Origin of the sequence: Zhengella sedimenti, from assembly GCF_046506625.1 — a bacterium.
GTDB classification, from domain to species: domain Bacteria; phylum Pseudomonadota; class Alphaproteobacteria; order Rhizobiales; family Rhizobiaceae; genus Zhengella; species Zhengella sedimenti.
The window spans coordinates 81,174-96,872 of the sequence record NZ_JBKFFP010000008.1; the positions used below are offsets into that span (position 1 = coordinate 81,174).

The following is a 15,699-nucleotide window of genomic DNA, read 5'->3' on the forward strand; positions in this document are numbered from 1 at the left end:
ACGCTGTCGCACCTGTTGTCAACTGATTGCACTATCACAGGATTTCACGGGGTAGGCAATTGTCCGGAAGCGAGCGCTTGAAAAAGGTTTCCCGCCGGTCTTCAGCGTTCATCGAACAGGGCGCCGGCGCGGCGGCGGATAGCGTCTGCCAATTCGCCCCCGGCTTCGAACTGGCACAGTTTTTCAAGCAGGAAATGAAACAGTTCCGCCGCTTCCGCCCTGTCGCGCGGCCAATAATTCAGGATCGCGTCGAATGTTGCCGCAGCCTTCCTGTCGAGCTCGACGATGGCCATTTCATCGTCGCGGCCGATTGCTGATTCAAGAGCAGAAAGGGTGTCCTCATACGACCGGGCAAGCTTGGAGAAGGAGACATTTTCTCTGAATTGCAACATAACACTGTTTGGCTGATGATTACGTTAAATTCTTGCTTTCGCAGCAACTCATGCGCAAATATAGACGCTACGATATCATCCGAGGCGTTGCAATCCCCGAACAGTCGCGGCCGTCACGATTGTTCCCGCGACGGACATCAACCGGCGCAGCCAGCGCTGGCCGGGCATTGCGTCCGGCACACCGGACGCCGGCTCAGATCAGGCCCTGCCGGACTGCCTTCGCGACCGCCTGGATGCGGCTCACGCAATTGAGCTTGCGGCAAGCGGTCGTGAAATAGTGGTTGACCGTATGTTCCGACAGGCCGGTAATGAACGCCATTTCAGCGCTCGTCTTGCCCTCGCCTGCCCAATAGAGGCACTCCTTCTCCCGGGCCGTCAGTCCGTCATCGCCTTCCCTCATGCCGCTGCGAATGAACTGCGAAGCCGACTCGAAGGTGGCGAGCGCCTCGACCACGAGTTCCGGACTGATGCGACGCACCGGTTCGGCGGACAGGAAGTGGAGGACCACGATCCCCAGTTCATCGGTGGGAATCGGAATGAGAATGCCGCCCGCTATGCCTCCGTCTGCGAAGGCGCGTTCGAGGATCTCGCCCTTCTTCTCCTCCCCGTCCGGACGGGACGATGGCCCGGCCGAAGCAGGATCCAGAGCGACGAGGTTCCAAAGGACGGGCGCCGTGTGGCCACGCAGCGGACCCATGATGTCGCAGCCGCTGCGCTGAACCGCACTGTCAAGGATCTCGATGAAATAGGAAGACATGCTGGTCATCAGCAGGCAATCGGCCAGCGTCCCCCCCTTCAGGTGCTTCGGCTTGCCCGTATAGATCAGGAAATCCTCGAAACCGTGCCGCTTGCACAGCTTGAGAAGCTGGGAAAACGCATCATGCGGCGAAGCCATCAGCCAGGACAGGCCCTCGACTATGAACCGCCGATGCGAAACCTCTTCAACAGGTTTGCCCTGCCTGACCAGTTCTCTCTTCACTTGCCCGACCCTCAACTACTTTCTTATCTACGGAAATTCACGTCTTGGCACATTGCGAAAAGTCAACTTTGACGATTTGACGGCATTCAATGCGTGACATTCCCGGTCTTGGCCCCCTTCGCGCTACTGACTTCCACTTCCACAACATCACCATCCTCGATAAGGTTCCTGCGCAACTCGTCGGGGGCGAACCGATCCGCGTGAACCACGATCACGTCCATCAGGTCACTGTCCGGCAGCCCAACAGTCAAGCGCTGTCTTACATTTTCGGTAATTGCAAACGGATTTACCGCCCGATCCATCATCCTTTGCGCGATAACCGGATCAAGAAGCAACTCCTGATATGCTTCCTGGATCCTTTCGGGCAAAATCGTCTCCAGTCCGGGCGGCGTTCCAGGCCCCAGTTTCAGGATCACGTTCAATGTCCGGTACTCGGCCACCTTTCCATCGCGAATCACCGGGGCGACCAGGATGCCGGAATCCCAATAGGCCGGCTGCCCGCCGGTGACGGCGAGCGCGGGGGCGCCAGGCTGTTCCGGGGCTTTGAGCGTCAGCGTCGAGACGAATCCTCCGGCGAAGGCAGCGGCGATGGCGGCCAGGCCGAAAGCCAGACCCCTGATCATGGCCGGGCAGCGAGCGAGGCGCTCGTATAGGTGCCGTCGTCCTCGCTGTCGCGGATTTCGCTGATGACGAGATCGGCCACCGAGCGCACCGCGAGGGCCTGGGCCTGAAGGCTTCGCGCATTGGCTTTCAGCTTCTCGTCAAGCTCCTGCAGCCGTTCCCTGAGGCCGGCGATCCCCCGCCAGCCCGGATTGCCGTTGACGGCACGCGACAGTTCGTAGAGCAGCCTGCTCTTGCGTGTGTTGCAGGCCTGCAATTCCGACAGGCGACGGTTGCGAAGCAATTCGCCTTCACTGTCAAGGCACACGCCAATGGCGTCCAGCACCTGGATTATCGAGCGGTGGTCCTCTTCTTCCCTGCCATGGAAGGGTCTTGTCGCTTGCACGGCCATCTCCGGATCACTCCACTGTTTCAGCCTGTTCCCCGTGACGGACGGCGCTGACGCCGCTCGCGGGGACATTCATGTTCATTGCCGGCTCAGGTCCGGGACCTGGCGAGTTGTGCGCCGATCCTCTCGGCGATGCCCAGGCCACCCTGGCTTGCGAACTCTTCGGCGATCTTCTCGCTCATCATGGACTTCCACATCTCTCCCGAAAGGCCCTTGCCATAGACGGACGAAGCATCGTCAGGCAGCATCGCCTCGATGAAATTCTGCAGGACGAGCGCTTCGAAGCGCTGCATTGCAGCCATGCCGGCGTCCGGTGCCTTCGCGGTGCCGGCGGCCTGCCCTGAAAGCGCCGCCTGCCAGGCCACGCCGTCCGCCTGCGGGCGTTGCGGCGTTTCGGGACGAAGGGTCAGCGGGCTGAGCCCCGCGACCGCCGACATCGGACCATCCATTGGCGCACCTGTCCTTCTCCTGATTGCCCCGACCGCTCCGGACCGGGGCATCCCCACGCCGGAAAAGCTACGCGATCATACTTGCCGGAAGCTGGTCCCGGCCCGGTTGGCGCGCGCGGCCCAGTCGCTGCCACTCTCTTCCTGGGATGCGGCGCTCGCCTCGCCCTCGATGGCCGTCAGCCTTTCACCAAGCCGTTCCTTCTGGCGTTCCCGCCGCATGCGCTCCCGTTCCACCGCATCCCGCTCCCCCGTCAGACGCGCCTTCTCGGCCTTCAGTTCCGATTGCTTGCGCACGACCAGATCCGGAAAGAGATCCATGGCCAGCGAAGGCTCCGCTGCAAAGACGTCGAGCGAGCGCAGGTCATCCTCGACGGCCCGGAGCTTTCCGGACAGATGGGTGCTGCGCGCCATGTTCAGGTTTTCCATCTGCCCGGCCAGATGCACGAGCCTTCGCATGTCCTTGCGCTTGTCCCGCATTCAACGACCTCCCCTGGCTGTTCGCGGCTAACGGAAGAACGCCATGTCCGGCACGGCCGCGGCGAACTGGCTGACCATGGAGGGAACGGCGAAGTAGGATATCAGCAGCCCGCCGAAAAGGACGAAGGGCAGCGAAATGAAATAGATCGGTATCTGCGGCGTGAGCTTGTTGAGCAGACCGACGATCAGGTTGATCAGGATGCCGTAGGCGAGGAAAGGGCCTCCGAGCCTGAGGACCATCAGGAAGGCGTCGTTGAGGCGCTCGCCGATGCGGGCGAGCAGACGGGAGGGCTCCAGCAGTCCGTCGGGCGGGATGATCGAATAGGAACGGATCAGGCCGATGATCACAGCGTGGTGGGCGTTGAGCAGGAAGAACAGGACCAGGGCCGCCATGGCCAGAAAGGCGCCGAAGGCGGCTTGCGGCTCGGCCTCGGTGACCGGCGTGCCCATCATCGTGCCGAAGCCCATCGACATGGCCGCGGCCGCGGCGATGAATTCGAGCGCCGCGAAGAGCAGGCGCACGAGCAGGCCGAGAAAGGCTCCGACAATGGTTTCGGTGACAATCAGGACATAGAACAGGGACGGATCGGACGGCGAGAGCGCCGGCAGGCTGGACCAGACCAGCGGGGCCAGCGCGACGCTGAGCGCGACGGCCGTCATCAGGCGGATGCGCATGGAAACGCGGACGGAAGAAAAACCCGGCACCACCATGAGGCATCCGCCGATCCGGCAGAAGATGACGATCATCGGCAGCAGGAGGGTGGCGGTGAAGTCGTTCATCCCACCGAGCCGATGACATTGACTTCGACGCCGCGGGCGATCTCGACATGCGACAGCACGGGGAGCGACGGGAAAAGCCGTTCGAGGATCATGCGCACATAGGTGCGCGCTTCAGGGGAGGTCAGCACGGCGAACTGCTTGGACTGGTCGAGCAGCTTGTTGATCGCCGCCGCAGCCTCGCGGCCAAAGGTTTCGAGCTGGCGCGGGTCCATGTCGAATTCGCGGATGTCGCCATTGGCATCGCGTTTCAGGCTTTCCTGGAATACGAGATCCCAGCGGCCGCCGAGGCGAAGCACGTTGAGCACGCCGTTTTCGGCAAGGTCGCCGCAGATCTGCTGCGCCATTCGCATGCGGACATGCTCGACGAGCTTCTCGGTGCGGCGCACATGCGGAGCGACCTCGGCGATGGCCTCGATGATGAGCGGCAGGTTGCGGATCGAGACCCGGTCGGCCAGCAGCATCTTCAGCACGGCCTGCAGGCCCGGATAGGAAATGTGCGTGGAGCACAACTCGTCGGTCAGCTTGCGGTATTCCGGATCGAGCTGTTCGATGAGGCGCTTGGTGTCGCGGTAGGAAAGCAGTTGCGGCAGGTTGTTGCGGATGACCTCGCTCAGATGCGTGAGCAGGACCGAAAGGTTGTCCACCGTGGCGATGCCCATGCGCTTGAGGTCGGCGGCGAAATTCTGCGGCACCGACAGTGCCGGCATGCCGAAGGCCGGCTCCTTCACCGGTTCGCCCGGTATGTCGGGCAGCGGCTTGTTGCCCGTGAGGGCCAGGACCTCGCCGAGACGCAATTCGTGCAGCGAGAAGGCGGTGCCGTGGATCCGGATCTGGTAGGCCTTCTGCGGCAACGCGAGGTCCTCGGAAATCTTCACCTCGGGAATCACGAAGCCGTATTGCGTGGCGAACTTCTTGCGCATGCGGGCCATGCGGAAGGCCAGTTCCTCCTGCGAGCCGAGGAAGGCGGTCGCAATCTGCTTGCCGAAGGCGACCTCGATCTCGGCGGTCTTCAGCGAGGCCTTCATGGAGTTTTCCTCCACGGCGGCCTTGGCGCGGTCCTCCTTCTCGCGCGCGCGCTCCTCCGACAGGTTCTGGCGGAACCGCTGGCGGTTGACCGTGAAGCCGACGGCGGCAAAACCGGCGGCAAGGGCAAGGAAGGGCACAAGCGGCAAGCCCGGCATGACCGCGAGCAGCAACATGAGGGCAGCCGCGACATAAAGCGCGCGCGGATAGTGGCCAAGCTGGGCGAAGACCGCGACGTCGGCCGAACCGCGCGTCCCGCCCTTGGAGACCAGCAGGCCGGCGGCAAGCGAGACGATGAGCGCCGGGATCTGGGAGACCAGCCCATCGCCGACGGACAGCTTGATGAACACGTCGCCGGCTTCCGACAGCGACATGCCATGGCGTGCATAGCCGATGATGATCCCGCCGAAGATATTGATGGCGGTGATGATGAGACCGGCGATGGCATCGCCGCGCACAAACTTCGAGGCACCGTCCATGGAGCCGAAGAAGGCACTTTCCTCCTCCAGTTCCTTGCGCCGCGCCTGCGCTTCCTTCTCGTTGATGATGCCTGCCGACAGGTCCGCATCGATCGACATCTGCTTGCCCGGGATCGCATCGAGGGTGAAACGGGCACCGACCTCGGCGATGCGCGTGGAACCTTTCGTGATGACGACGAAATTGACGATGACCAGGATGAGGAACACCACCACGCCGATGACGAAATCGCCGCTCATGACGAACTGGGAAAAGCCCGAGATGACGTAGCCCGCGGCGTTCACCCCTTCGTGACCCTCCGACAGGATGAGGCGCGTGGTGGAGATGTTGAGCGCCAGGCGCAGCATGGTGGCGATCAGCAGGACGGTCGGGAAGGCGGAAAAATCCAGCGGCCGGGCGATCCAGAGCGAGACCATGAGGATGAGGACCGAAAGCGCGAGAGATACCGCCAGACCGAGGTCGATCAGGAATGTCGGCACCGGCAGGAACAGGATGGACAGGATGAACACGATACCGCCGGCCAGCGCGATATCGGTGGGACGTCCGGGCAATGTGGAAACGGCTGGTGCTGCCACGTGGACCTCTCTTTCGGCATTCGTTCGGCCGCCAGCCTAGCGGCGCTAGCTTGTGCGAAGTTCACGGACCTGATCATGGCATTCCAGGCGCTTCAATTAACGCTAATTTAAGGGGTGACGCGCTACCGCTTCTGGCAAGCGAACAGTCCGGTTCCGGACCTTGCATGACGCAACTTCGCGGCCCGGTATGCGCCGGATGTCCTGAACCGCCTTCACCACGAATCCGCGCCAGCCTCTTGCCGGGATGGCTCAATTCGTTCGCGGTTCATCCTTGACAGCATTGACTAGCGGGTTGATCACATCAGCCTTCATGGCGGACAGCCGGGCCATATCCCTGCCACTTTATGTCCCGGCTGCCGCCTCCTTTTTTCGCCCCCCCCTGCGAGAATCCGTGGGGTATGCGGTAGCGCTTCATCAATCCCCGGGATGTTCAATCGGTTCGCGCGCTTGCCTTCGGGCAACAGCATGAAATCCGCCAGCGCCGCCGTTGAAGCGGCATGTTTCCATCCATCCACCATGCGCCAGGACGTTTCTTGCGCCCCGGCCGGGCCCGAATGAAATCCATGCCCCGCCTGTCCGTCATCCTCCTGCTGGCCCTTTGCACCCTTGCGGCGACGATGCGGTCACCGTCCGCAGGTTCGGCAAGGACCAACTTTTCCGGCCAGGTTCCGCCACGCGAACACCGGTATTTCCATGCCCTCCGCGACTTGGCGGTCCATTCCGGGCCCGAAGCCGGATACAGGCTGCGCATTGTCAACCGCAGCGGCCGGGCAGAGCGGCTCACCCTGGAACTGGCAGCACCCGACAGTCACCACGGCTTCCGGCTCATCGGCTTCGATCCGGTCCTTGCTCCCGGCCGCAGGACGGATTTCCTGTTGATCGTGGCTGCCGGCAAGGCACAAGGCGAACGGCGGTTGAACGTGTGCCTGACGCGCGCGGCCGGCAACCGGGCGGCGCGGCGCGAATGCATCGTGCTTCGCACCCGACCGGTGCGATGAGAGACGGCCCGTCAGCGGAGCCGGCAGAGCGAGGCGAGCTTGTTCCGGATATCGAAGAGATGCCCGTCGCGGGCACCTGTCTCGCGCAGGATGACGTCGAGAAGAAAGGCGAAGAGCCGTCCCGCCTCGCCGTCGTCCAGCGGTTGGTAAACCAGGACATCGCGCCAGATCCGCTGCACATTGCGATCGAATTCGACGATCGCACGGGAATCGTCATCCTCGATGGCCTGGACAAGCAATGCCTCGTGCCTTTCGAGTTGCGCAAGGAGGAAGTCCAGCATGGGTTCCGACCGGAGGATTGCGTGGCGCTTGCGACATGCCACCTGGCAGGCGCCTTCATGCACCCGACCCTGCAGCTATAGGGTAACGAGCGGCAAACTGCAGCCGGTTTCCTTACCGGTGGTTAACCTTAAAAATCGAATAAAAAGCGTGCTTCGGGAGATTTCACGCTACGGAACACCGGGTCCGGGACCCGCCGCCGCCAGGAACGGCTCCCGCCGCCCGGTGTTCAAAAGCCGGTCTGGATGCGTCCGTAGAGGATGTTGGTGAGGACGAGGAGCTTGCTGCCGACGAAGCCGGCGGCAAGCGTGCTGGAAAGGAAGACGATCATGATCTTCGGCACGAAGGTCAGCGTGACTTCCTGGACCTGCGTCAGTGCCTGGAACAGGGCAATGGCGATACCGGCCACCATGGCGGGCACGACCGCCGGCGCGGAAACGATCATCACCGTCCACATGGAAAACTGCACCAGGTCCAGCGCGTCGGTGGCGTTCATTCGCCAATGACCGTGCCGGCCGTCACCGGCAGTTCCTTGCCGTTGTCGAGAATGGCGACCAGTCCGGTGTTGCCGATCCGCACCTCTTCCACCGTGCCGGAAACCGTGCCGTCGGCACTGGTCATGGTGCGCCCGACAATGCTGTCGACCTGTGAGACGACGGAGGCCGCGAGCAGGATCTCGAGCTTGTTGTTGATCTGGATGTTCTGCTCGACGTTGGAGAAACTCGCCAACTGCGAAACATACTGGCTGGCGTCCATCGGCTCCGTCGGATCCTGGTTCTTCATCTGGGTGACCAGGATCTGCAGGAAGGTGTCGTAGTTGAGCATGTTGGTGGCTTCGGCCCGGGCCGCGGGCGTAGCCTGGGCGCTGCTGCCACCGATTGCGGATACTTCGGTCATCGCATCACCATCCTGTCGGCGCCCATGAAGCCCGGCTCGGCCAGCGGCATCTCGGTGGACGGCGCGCTGGCGAGGATCTGCGCTTCAAGCGGAAAGAGCGCGCGGGTGGACCGCATGGCCTCGAAATACATCTTCTGATGCACCATCCGGTCGATATCCTTGAGCTCGGACAGGATGTGGTCGTTCTCGAATGCGGCCAGGAGGCCCGGCATCTGGTTCTTGTAGACCAGCATGGCCGGCTCGGTCTCGTTTGGCGCCATCAGCATGACCTGGACGATGAAGTAGAGCTGCTTGAGCGGCGTCGTCGCGTCGGACGCCTGGAGAATGTGATTTTCCAGCAGGAAGTTCACATCGTTCAGGATTTCAATGGCTGTCTTGCGGTCAACGCGCAGAACGGCCCCGTTGATGTAGATCTTCTCGTTTGCCTTGAGTGAAATCTTGAATGTGCTTTTCATCGAATACCATCCCGGATGATCTTTGAAATATCGATAAGACCGTCGAAATTCTCCGATTTTTCCTGCCTTATCTCGTCCACGGTGCGCAGGATCCAGATTCCGATGCTCAGGAGGTTGGCGCGCAACTCCTTGGGCAACTGGTTTTCCGGGTCCGCCAGATCCGACATCAGCGCCATCCAGATGCGCGCGGTGTAATGAAGGGCGTGAATCGCCTCGATGGACCGGGCCCCGGTCGCCCGCGCCGATTCCAGCATGGCAATCGACTGGTCGAGCGCCTCGCGCTCCCGGGAGCGGGCCTCCTCCAGGTCGTCGGTCTGGATCTCTTCATACTTGGCGATATACATGTCACTGCTCCTGCAAGGACCTTGCGGTCCGGCGCCCGGTGAAGGGAACGGCGCCCGGCGGGCGCATGGGGCGGCAAGCGGGCCTGCCCGGAATGAATGGAATGGCGGTCACTGTCATGTCCGGTCCTTTCCTAGAGATACCTGGCAAGCGAAAGCGACTGGACACGCTGGGTCAGCATGTAGGCCGTCTCCAGCTGGTTCAGCAGGTTCGTCATCCGGGTGGCTGCCTCATAGGGATCCACGCTACCCATCTCGGTGGAAAGATCGGTCATGTAGTCCTTCTGCAGGCGCATGCGTTCGGTGGCATCGGCGACTTGCGCCTCGACAAGGCCGAGCCGGCCCTGAACCAGGGTCACCTGCGCCGAAGCCGCGCCCATTCCCTCGCCGGCGCTACGGACAAGCTGGCGGGTCGCGTCGCCGGACAGTCCCGTATCCAGAAAGGCCACGGCCATGGTGAGGCCGAAGAACGCCTCCCTGAACCCGTCCTCGTTGGCGGAGACCGAGGTCACCGCGGTCTGGTCCTGGGCTATCCGGGACCGGATGCCCTCGTCGCTCGCCGATGACAGGTCGGGCCAGCCGGCCGCTTCGAACAGCGGACGTGCGACGTTCTCGATGAAGTCTTCCATCTGGGCCGCGGTGAGCGACGCGGCGGCGGGATCGGACTTGGCAAAGCCGAAATGGCCGGTGAAGGCCGCATCCAGATCGGCCTGCCAGGCGCTTCCCTCGAAGGCAGCAAGCGGCCGGGCGTCGGCATTCACGCCGGCGAAGAGATATTCGCCGTTGGCGGCAGTGTTCATGACATTGGTCAGGTCCTCGAGGGCCGCCAGCGCGCTTGCGCGCACCAGGTCCGCCGATCCGTTTCCGCTCAGGGCCGTGTTGAACACCTGCATGGTATCACCCGTGACGGCGGTAAAGCGCGACATCGCGGTCTGCGCCGCCGTCATGCGGGCGCCGGCAAGGTCATTTGTCATCAGGATCGCGTCGAGCCTTTCGGCCTCGCGCTGAAGCGAAATGCGAAAACCGTTGCGCAGGCCGAGTTCGCGGGCCGGGTCCGCCTTTTCGCCGGTCACCGTTTCCTGCTGCGCGGTCACGATCGCGGCCTGCGTGGCACGGATGGACATGCGCAGCGCGTTGGCCATGGAAAGGGTGGAGGCGGCCTGGAGCTTCATCGCATCACCTCGCCGCGTCCAGCAGGGCGGCGAGCATGTTGTCCACCGTCGCGATGATCCGGCTCGTCGCCTCGTAGGAATGCTCGATCTCGACAAGCGAGGCCATTTCGTCGTCGATGTTCACGCCGGTCTGCGCCAGAAGCTTGCTGCTGAGCGCGGCGTACATGGCGTCCTTGGTTTCGGCGGCAACGCCTGCTTCGGCCCTGTAGGCCTCCAGCCATGTCAGCGCATTGCCGGAATAGGCGACGAGGCTTCCCGTTGCCGACAGACCCGTCGAGGGATCGAAGGACATGGGCGCTTCCATGGCATCGGCGAGCGCGATGATGCGGTCGGAGAAGGCGACCCCGCCGGATGCGTTCGCGACATAGGCCGCGCCATTGGCGCCGCCATCGCGCAACAGGGACGGGGTTCCGCCCGCCTGCGGATCGAACAACGGATTGACCGACAGCGTCGTCGCCATGCCGGAGGCAAGGACGCCGCCTGCCGGGACCGCCGGACCGCCGGACCATGTGAAGAGGCCGGCCTGCGGGGGCAGTCCGCCACCGGTCTGGTCGGTTTCGGCAAACAGGGTTACGAGCCCTCGCGCGATCTCGTCGAGCTGCGCTTCGGTGCGGACGGTCACATCGTCACGCAATTGCAGCCTGGCGGCGATGGATCCGGAGGAGGATGTATCGGTTCCGACACCGGGATCGAGCGGCACGCCGTCGATGCGCAGCACATTGCCGGTATCGCCGGGACCATAGGCCGGACGGGGGTTGAAGGTCACGTCGCGCGCCGTCGTCTCGAACAACATCACGCCGCCCGCGGTCGTCAGCATGACGTCGCCGTGGTCCCGCGCGGTGACGGTCACGGGGACGATTTCGGCGATCCGGCCAAGCAGCGTGTCGCGACGGTCGAGCAGGTCGCTGGCATCGGCGCCTTGCAGGTTTGCCTTCACAATGGCGGTGTTGACACCCTGGAACTCCCCCAGCAAGCCGTTCAGCGTCTCGACGTCGCCGGCGATTTCCCTGTCGAGGCGCGCCCGCATGGCATGGATTTCCGTGGCCGATGCGTTGAGCGATCCGGCGAGCGTGCCGGCAGCATTGACGACGCCACGGGCGAGGAGTTCGTTGTCGGGGCTCGCGCTGTAATTCTGGAGCGCCTCGTGCAGCTTCGAGAGCAGCGCGGAAGCCGAAGCCGAACCATCGCTTCCGTTCAGCGAAAGCGCCAGTTGCCGCATGTTCTCGCTGATGGTGCCCTGGGCGACGGACAAGGAAAGCGCGTCGCGCGAGGCGGCCGCCAGCCGGTTGTTTGCGGCGCGGTCCACTGAAACGATGGCGGCGCCGTTCTCGGCCGTCTCGAGGACGACGACGCGCCGCGCATAGTTGGGGTCGGACGCGCCGGAGATGTTGCGCGCGGCAACACTTGCCTTCTGGGACAAGTTGAACAGCGAATTCTGGGCCGTGTAGAGCACCGTGGAAAGTGACATACCCTACTGCCTCCAATCGCGGCCGCCACCGGAATGGTGCGGTCGCGCCCGTTCCTTACCTCTTGAGGTTCACCACGACGTCCATGAGATCGGAGCCGGTCTGGAAAACCTTCGAATTGGCCGTGAAGCCGCGCTGTGCCTGGATCATCTTGGTGAGCTCCTGGGCAATATCGACATTGGAATTCTCCACTGCGGAGGAAATGATCGAGCCGTATCCGCCCTGCTGGGGAACGCCGACCATGATGTCGCCCGTCTCCGGCGTCTGGGAGAAGACCGTTCCGGTGACCGCGTTGAGCGCCGACGGATTGGCGACCGTGGCCAGCGGAATGCGATAGAGGTCACGATAGGAACCGTCGTCATATTGCCCGTAGACGAAGCCGTCCTGGGAGATGTGGATGCTGTCGATCGTGGATGGCGGGCGTCCGTTCACGTCGGCATCCGACACGCCGAAATCGGCTGCAAGCTGGGTAAAGCCGGCGAGATCGAGATCGAAGGTCCCGCCATTGGGGATGGTAAACGACATCGACGTGGCCGAGGCCGCGGCAAGCTGGCCGTTGGCCGGGTCGAAGGAAAGCGTCTGCGTCGACAGCGCCGCCGAGGAATAGGGGAAGCCGCCGGTCGCGGCATCGGCGTCGGCCTTGTTGTAGACCGCCACTTCCCAGGTATTGTCCGCCGTCTTGGTGTAATAAACATCGAGGGTGACCTCGGCGCCGAGATTATCGTAGGTGACCAGGGAAACCTTGTTTGTAAAGGCGGCATCGGCGGCATTGGACGAAGGCGTGTTGCCGGTCTCGATATCGGCTTCCGACGACAGGTTGCCGGTGATGTATCCGGAACTGGATGGCACCGCGGAAAGCTCGAAGGCATCCAGCGTGACGATCTCCAGTTCCGACAGGCCATTGGCGGTGCCGGAGGTGACACCGTCGGCGCTGGGATAACCCATCAGGTAGAATCCGCTCTGGTTGACCAGCCGTCCGTCCGCATCCGGCAGGAAGGAGCCGGCACGCGTCAGGAATGTCTGGCCGCCGGCATCCTGGACAACGAAATAGCCGCCCCCGGAAATGGCGAGATCGGTCACCGAGGACGTATATTCAAGCGCGCCCTGCTGGTTGGCCACCCGCACGGTGTGGCTGAGCACGCTGCCGGAACTGTAGGTGCCTGACGACCCGGAGCCCCCTGACAGGGAGGTCCCGGCGACAAGGGTTGAAAACAGGATCTGGGACCGCTTGTAGCCCAGCGTATCGGAATTGGCGATGTTGTCCGCCACGGATGACAGCCGGTTGGACTGGGCATGCATTCCGGAAATGCTGGTCTGCATCATGCCGTAAATGCTCATTTCGCACCTCCGTGTTCATACGGACAATCATAGGAAGCCAGGCTTGCGCCAGGCTCGCCTTCCAATTTCGCAGGCAGCGGGACCGCAACCGTGCCACCCCGCCGACCGGTCCCGTCAGGCAGCAGTGAGTTCCCGCGACGGGGCGCCGGCGACCGCTTCACCCTGACCGGCTTCGAGCACGAGCCGGTAGCCGAGATAGCGCCTTGAATCGATGGGATCGTAGCCAAGCGCATCACGAAGCTTGCGGCGAAGCTTGGAGATGTGGCTTTCGACCACGCATTCCTCGATGCTGTCATCGAAGACGCCATAGGTGGCGTTGAAAATCTGGGCACGGCTGACGCGGCGGCCCTCCGCCGAAGCCAGGAACTCCAGGATGCGGCGCTCGCGCCGGGGCAGCGGAAACACCTCGCCATCGATCTCCGGATCGCGGCCATCGAAGAAGACCTTGAGCCGCTCGCCGGATTCTGCGACCGGCTCGGTGCCGTTGCGCCTGCGGATGACGGCGATTCGCTTCAGCAGTTCACGGACATGAACGGGCTTGCGCACCACGTCGTCGAAGCCGGCATCGAAGAGTTCGAGCGTACGGTCGAGGTTCTGACGATCGACAAGGGCGATCCTGGCGATCCTGCCATGGGCGGGCGCCGGTTGCGGCAGGATGATGTCGTCGGCGACATCTCCGATCAGGAAGGCGATGATCGAGTCAAAATCCGACTCGCAAGCCGTGTCCATCCACTCGATGAACTGGTCCGGCGCGAATCCCGCGACCGGAAACCCCTCGCGTTCGAGCATGGACTTGTAACTGTCCACAACGAGTGCGCGGTCATCGACGACAACGATCATGTGCCTAATCCCCTCGAATCATTAATTGATTCTGGTTATCAGGGCTAACTTGCGGCGATTCTTCGTGACAATTACAAGATTTAGCACTTCATATTTTTACGTTATGCTTAAACTATTGTAATAGTTCGTGAAGACGCGTTCCGCGGACCCGAAAAACGGATGGGATCAGGGCCTGTTTCAGGCCTTGTCCACCGTCAGCCCGCCATCTTCCGGTTGTCGAAGTCTCATCCCCCGCGATCGCGAAACGGACCTGTCCGGACGGACAAGCCGGCATTGCACCGGCCATCCGCGTTTCTGCCGCGCGACGCATTTCCATGACATGGATCAAGGACAGGCGTGTCCATGGCGGCTTGGGTGCCATGATCCGGCAACGCCCGTCGGCCCGTTCGCGCGGGGCCAAGCGCGCATCCGGGACCGTCCCCGCCCGCCGCAGGCTGGCATTGCAGGAGCTTGAACGATGGATTTCTCATACAGCCCGAAGGTCGAGGAGCTGCGCGCGCGCGTTCGCGACTTCATGGACGAACATGTCGTGCCGCGCCATCGCCAGTGGCTCGCGGAGGCCGCCGAGGGGCGTTATCCCGTCTCCTTCATGGGCGACCTCAAGGCGCTGGCGAAGGAAGAGGGCCTGTGGAACCTTTTCCTGCCGCACCTCAAGGACGACGAACCGGGCACGCGCCTGTCCAATCTGGAATATGCGCCCCTGGCCGAGATCATGGGCCGGCTGTTGTGGGCGTCGGAGGTTTTCAACTGCTCGGCGCCCGATACCGGCAACATGGAACTGCTGCACATGTTCGGCACGCCGGAGCAGAAGGAGGAATGGCTGAAACCGCTGCTCGACGGCGCGATCCGGTCCTCCTTCGCCATGACCGAGCCCGATGTCGCCTCGTCGGACGCAACCAACATCACGACCGTCATCCGCCGCGATGGCGGCGACTACGTGATCAATGGGCGCAAGTGGTTCATCACCGGCGCGCTCAATCCGGCCACGCGGATCGCCATCGTCATGGGCAAGACGGACATGGAGGCGGAAACGCACCGCCAGCAATCCATGGTCCTGGTGCCCTTCGGCACGCCGGGCATGAAGGTGGTGCGCAACATCGCGGTGATGAACCATCACAGCCACGAGAGTCATTGCGAGATCGTTTTCGAAAATTGCCGTGTGCCGGTCTCCAACCTGCTCGGCGAGGAAGGGTCCGGCTTCGCCATGGCGCAGGCGCGTCTGGGACCCGGCCGCATTCACCACTGCATGCGCTCCATCGGCCAGGCCGAACTGGCGCTGGACATGATGATCGAGCGTTCGCTGGAACGGAAGACATTCGGCAAGTACCTGCACGAGCAGGGCGTGGTGCAGGAGTGGATCGCACGCTCGCGCTGCGAGATCGAGCAGGCCCGCCTGCTGGTCCTGAAGGCCGCCTGGATGATCGACAACGTGGGCGCCAAGGCGGCCCGCAACGAGATCGCGATGATCAAGGTGGTCGTCCCGCAGATGCAGCTCAACGTGACCGACCGCGCCATGCAGACCTTCGGGGCCATGGGGCTTTCGCCGGACACGCCGCTGCCGGACCTCTGGACCATGGGACGTTCGCTGCGGCTCGCCGACGGGCCGGACGAGGTGCACCTGCGCTCCATCGCGCGCGGCCAGATCAAGGCGGCGCGGGAACGCAATTTCTCCACGCTGGCCTATTTCTCGACGCCGGCGCGCACAGAGGAAGTGGACATCTGGCGCGGGCACGAGGCCGCCGAATGAGCCTG

General features: G+C 63.1%; 19 protein-coding genes. 3 read left to right on the forward strand and 16 right to left on the reverse strand.

The genetic code is table 11. From position 1 onward, the window contains the following. The first annotated feature begins 59 nt into the window (after positions 1 to 59). Entirely contained in the window at positions 60 to 317 is a 258-nt protein-coding gene (locus ACLB6G_RS18410) for a hypothetical protein (RefSeq protein ID WP_410357688.1), read from the forward strand. Positions 318 to 585: 268 nt separating this feature from the next. Here the strand turns inward: ACLB6G_RS18410 and ACLB6G_RS18415 are convergent, their stop codons facing one another. From ACLB6G_RS18415 to flhA, 7 genes are all read right to left on the reverse strand, one after another. Beyond that, positions 586 to 1,371 carry a helix-turn-helix transcriptional regulator gene (locus tag ACLB6G_RS18415; RefSeq protein ID WP_410357689.1) on the reverse strand — a complete coding sequence of 262 codons (786 nt, stop codon included), beginning with the start codon at positions 1,369 to 1,371 and terminating at the stop codon, positions 586 to 588. A gap of 86 nt (positions 1,372 to 1,457) precedes the next feature. Beyond that, positions 1,458 to 1,994: a hypothetical protein gene (locus ACLB6G_RS18420; protein WP_410357690.1), complete on the reverse strand. Its 537-nt coding sequence runs from the start codon at positions 1,992 to 1,994 to the stop codon at positions 1,458 to 1,460. Beyond that, entirely contained in the window at positions 1,991 to 2,377 is a 387-nt protein-coding gene (locus ACLB6G_RS18425) for a hypothetical protein (RefSeq protein WP_410357691.1), read from the reverse strand. The genes ACLB6G_RS18420 and ACLB6G_RS18425 overlap by 4 nt, the downstream gene beginning before the upstream one ends. A gap of 92 nt (positions 2,378 to 2,469) precedes the next feature. Then, positions 2,470 to 2,829, reverse strand: a complete 360-nt coding sequence (locus ACLB6G_RS18430; protein ID WP_410357692.1) for a rod-binding protein — start codon at positions 2,827 to 2,829, stop codon at positions 2,470 to 2,472. Between the two features lie 75 nt (positions 2,830 to 2,904). Next, positions 2,905 to 3,306 carry a hypothetical protein gene (locus ACLB6G_RS18435; protein WP_410357693.1) on the reverse strand — a complete coding sequence of 134 codons (402 nt, stop codon included), beginning with the start codon at positions 3,304 to 3,306 and terminating at the stop codon, positions 2,905 to 2,907. Between the two features lie 27 nt (positions 3,307 to 3,333). Next, complete coding sequence (gene fliR, locus ACLB6G_RS18440; protein WP_410357694.1) at positions 3,334 to 4,086, reverse strand: flagellar biosynthetic protein FliR; 753 nt, start codon at positions 4,084 to 4,086, stop codon at positions 3,334 to 3,336. Next, positions 4,083 to 6,161 (reverse strand): flagellar biosynthesis protein FlhA, encoded by a 2,079-nt coding sequence (flhA, locus tag ACLB6G_RS18445; protein ID WP_410357695.1) that lies wholly within the window; start codon positions 6,159 to 6,161, stop codon positions 4,083 to 4,085. Before flhA ends, fliR begins: the two co-directional genes overlap by 4 nt. 554 nt (positions 6,162 to 6,715) lie before the next feature. Between flhA and ACLB6G_RS18450 the strand changes: the two genes are divergently transcribed. Then, on the forward strand, positions 6,716 to 7,159 hold the full coding sequence (locus ACLB6G_RS18450) for a hypothetical protein (RefSeq protein ID WP_410357696.1): 444 nt from the start codon (positions 6,716 to 6,718) through the stop codon (positions 7,157 to 7,159). An 11-nt stretch (positions 7,160 to 7,170) separates the two neighbouring features. Here the strand turns inward: ACLB6G_RS18450 and ACLB6G_RS18455 are convergent, their stop codons facing one another. The 9 genes from ACLB6G_RS18455 to ACLB6G_RS18495 form a co-directional block, all read right to left on the reverse strand. Beyond that, positions 7,171 to 7,440 (reverse strand): hypothetical protein, encoded by a 270-nt coding sequence (locus tag ACLB6G_RS18455; RefSeq protein WP_410357697.1) that lies wholly within the window; start codon positions 7,438 to 7,440, stop codon positions 7,171 to 7,173. A 227-nt stretch (positions 7,441 to 7,667) separates the two neighbouring features. Beyond that, positions 7,668 to 7,934, reverse strand: coding sequence for a flagellar biosynthetic protein FliQ (locus ACLB6G_RS18460; RefSeq protein WP_410357698.1), 267 nt, complete (start codon positions 7,932 to 7,934; stop codon positions 7,668 to 7,670). Next, positions 7,931 to 8,335 carry a flagellar hook assembly protein FlgD gene (gene flgD / locus ACLB6G_RS18465; RefSeq protein ID WP_410357699.1) on the reverse strand — a complete coding sequence of 135 codons (405 nt, stop codon included), beginning with the start codon at positions 8,333 to 8,335 and terminating at the stop codon, positions 7,931 to 7,933. The genes ACLB6G_RS18460 and flgD overlap by 4 nt, the downstream gene beginning before the upstream one ends. Then, positions 8,332 to 8,790: a flagellar biosynthesis repressor FlbT gene (gene flbT / locus ACLB6G_RS18470; RefSeq protein WP_410357700.1), complete on the reverse strand. Its 459-nt coding sequence runs from the start codon at positions 8,788 to 8,790 to the stop codon at positions 8,332 to 8,334. Before flbT ends, flgD begins: the two co-directional genes overlap by 4 nt. Beyond that, positions 8,787 to 9,134, reverse strand: coding sequence for a flagellar biosynthesis regulator FlaF (flaF, locus tag ACLB6G_RS18475; protein WP_410357701.1), 348 nt, complete (start codon positions 9,132 to 9,134; stop codon positions 8,787 to 8,789). The genes flbT and flaF overlap by 4 nt, the downstream gene beginning before the upstream one ends. 131 nt (positions 9,135 to 9,265) lie before the next feature. After that, complete coding sequence (locus ACLB6G_RS18480) at positions 9,266 to 10,303, reverse strand: flagellar hook-associated family protein (protein ID WP_410357702.1); 1,038 nt, start codon at positions 10,301 to 10,303, stop codon at positions 9,266 to 9,268. A 4-nt stretch (positions 10,304 to 10,307) separates the two neighbouring features. Beyond that, on the reverse strand, positions 10,308 to 11,771 hold the full coding sequence (gene flgK, locus ACLB6G_RS18485; protein WP_410357703.1) for a flagellar hook-associated protein FlgK: 1,464 nt from the start codon (positions 11,769 to 11,771) through the stop codon (positions 10,308 to 10,310). A gap of 55 nt (positions 11,772 to 11,826) precedes the next feature. Beyond that, positions 11,827 to 13,107, reverse strand: coding sequence for a flagellar hook protein FlgE (locus ACLB6G_RS18490; protein ID WP_410357704.1), 1,281 nt, complete (start codon positions 13,105 to 13,107; stop codon positions 11,827 to 11,829). Between the two features lie 114 nt (positions 13,108 to 13,221). Continuing rightward, the gene (locus ACLB6G_RS18495; RefSeq protein WP_410357705.1) at positions 13,222 to 13,947 is read right to left on the reverse strand and encodes a response regulator transcription factor; all 726 of its coding nucleotides are present in this window, start codon (positions 13,945 to 13,947) and stop codon (positions 13,222 to 13,224) included. 457 nt (positions 13,948 to 14,404) lie between these two features. On the opposite strand from ACLB6G_RS18495, the gene ACLB6G_RS18500 reads away from it, so the two are divergent. Further along, entirely contained in the window at positions 14,405 to 15,694 is a 1,290-nt protein-coding gene (locus tag ACLB6G_RS18500; protein WP_410357706.1) for an acyl-CoA dehydrogenase family protein, read from the forward strand. Positions 15,695 to 15,699 lie beyond the last annotated feature (5 nt).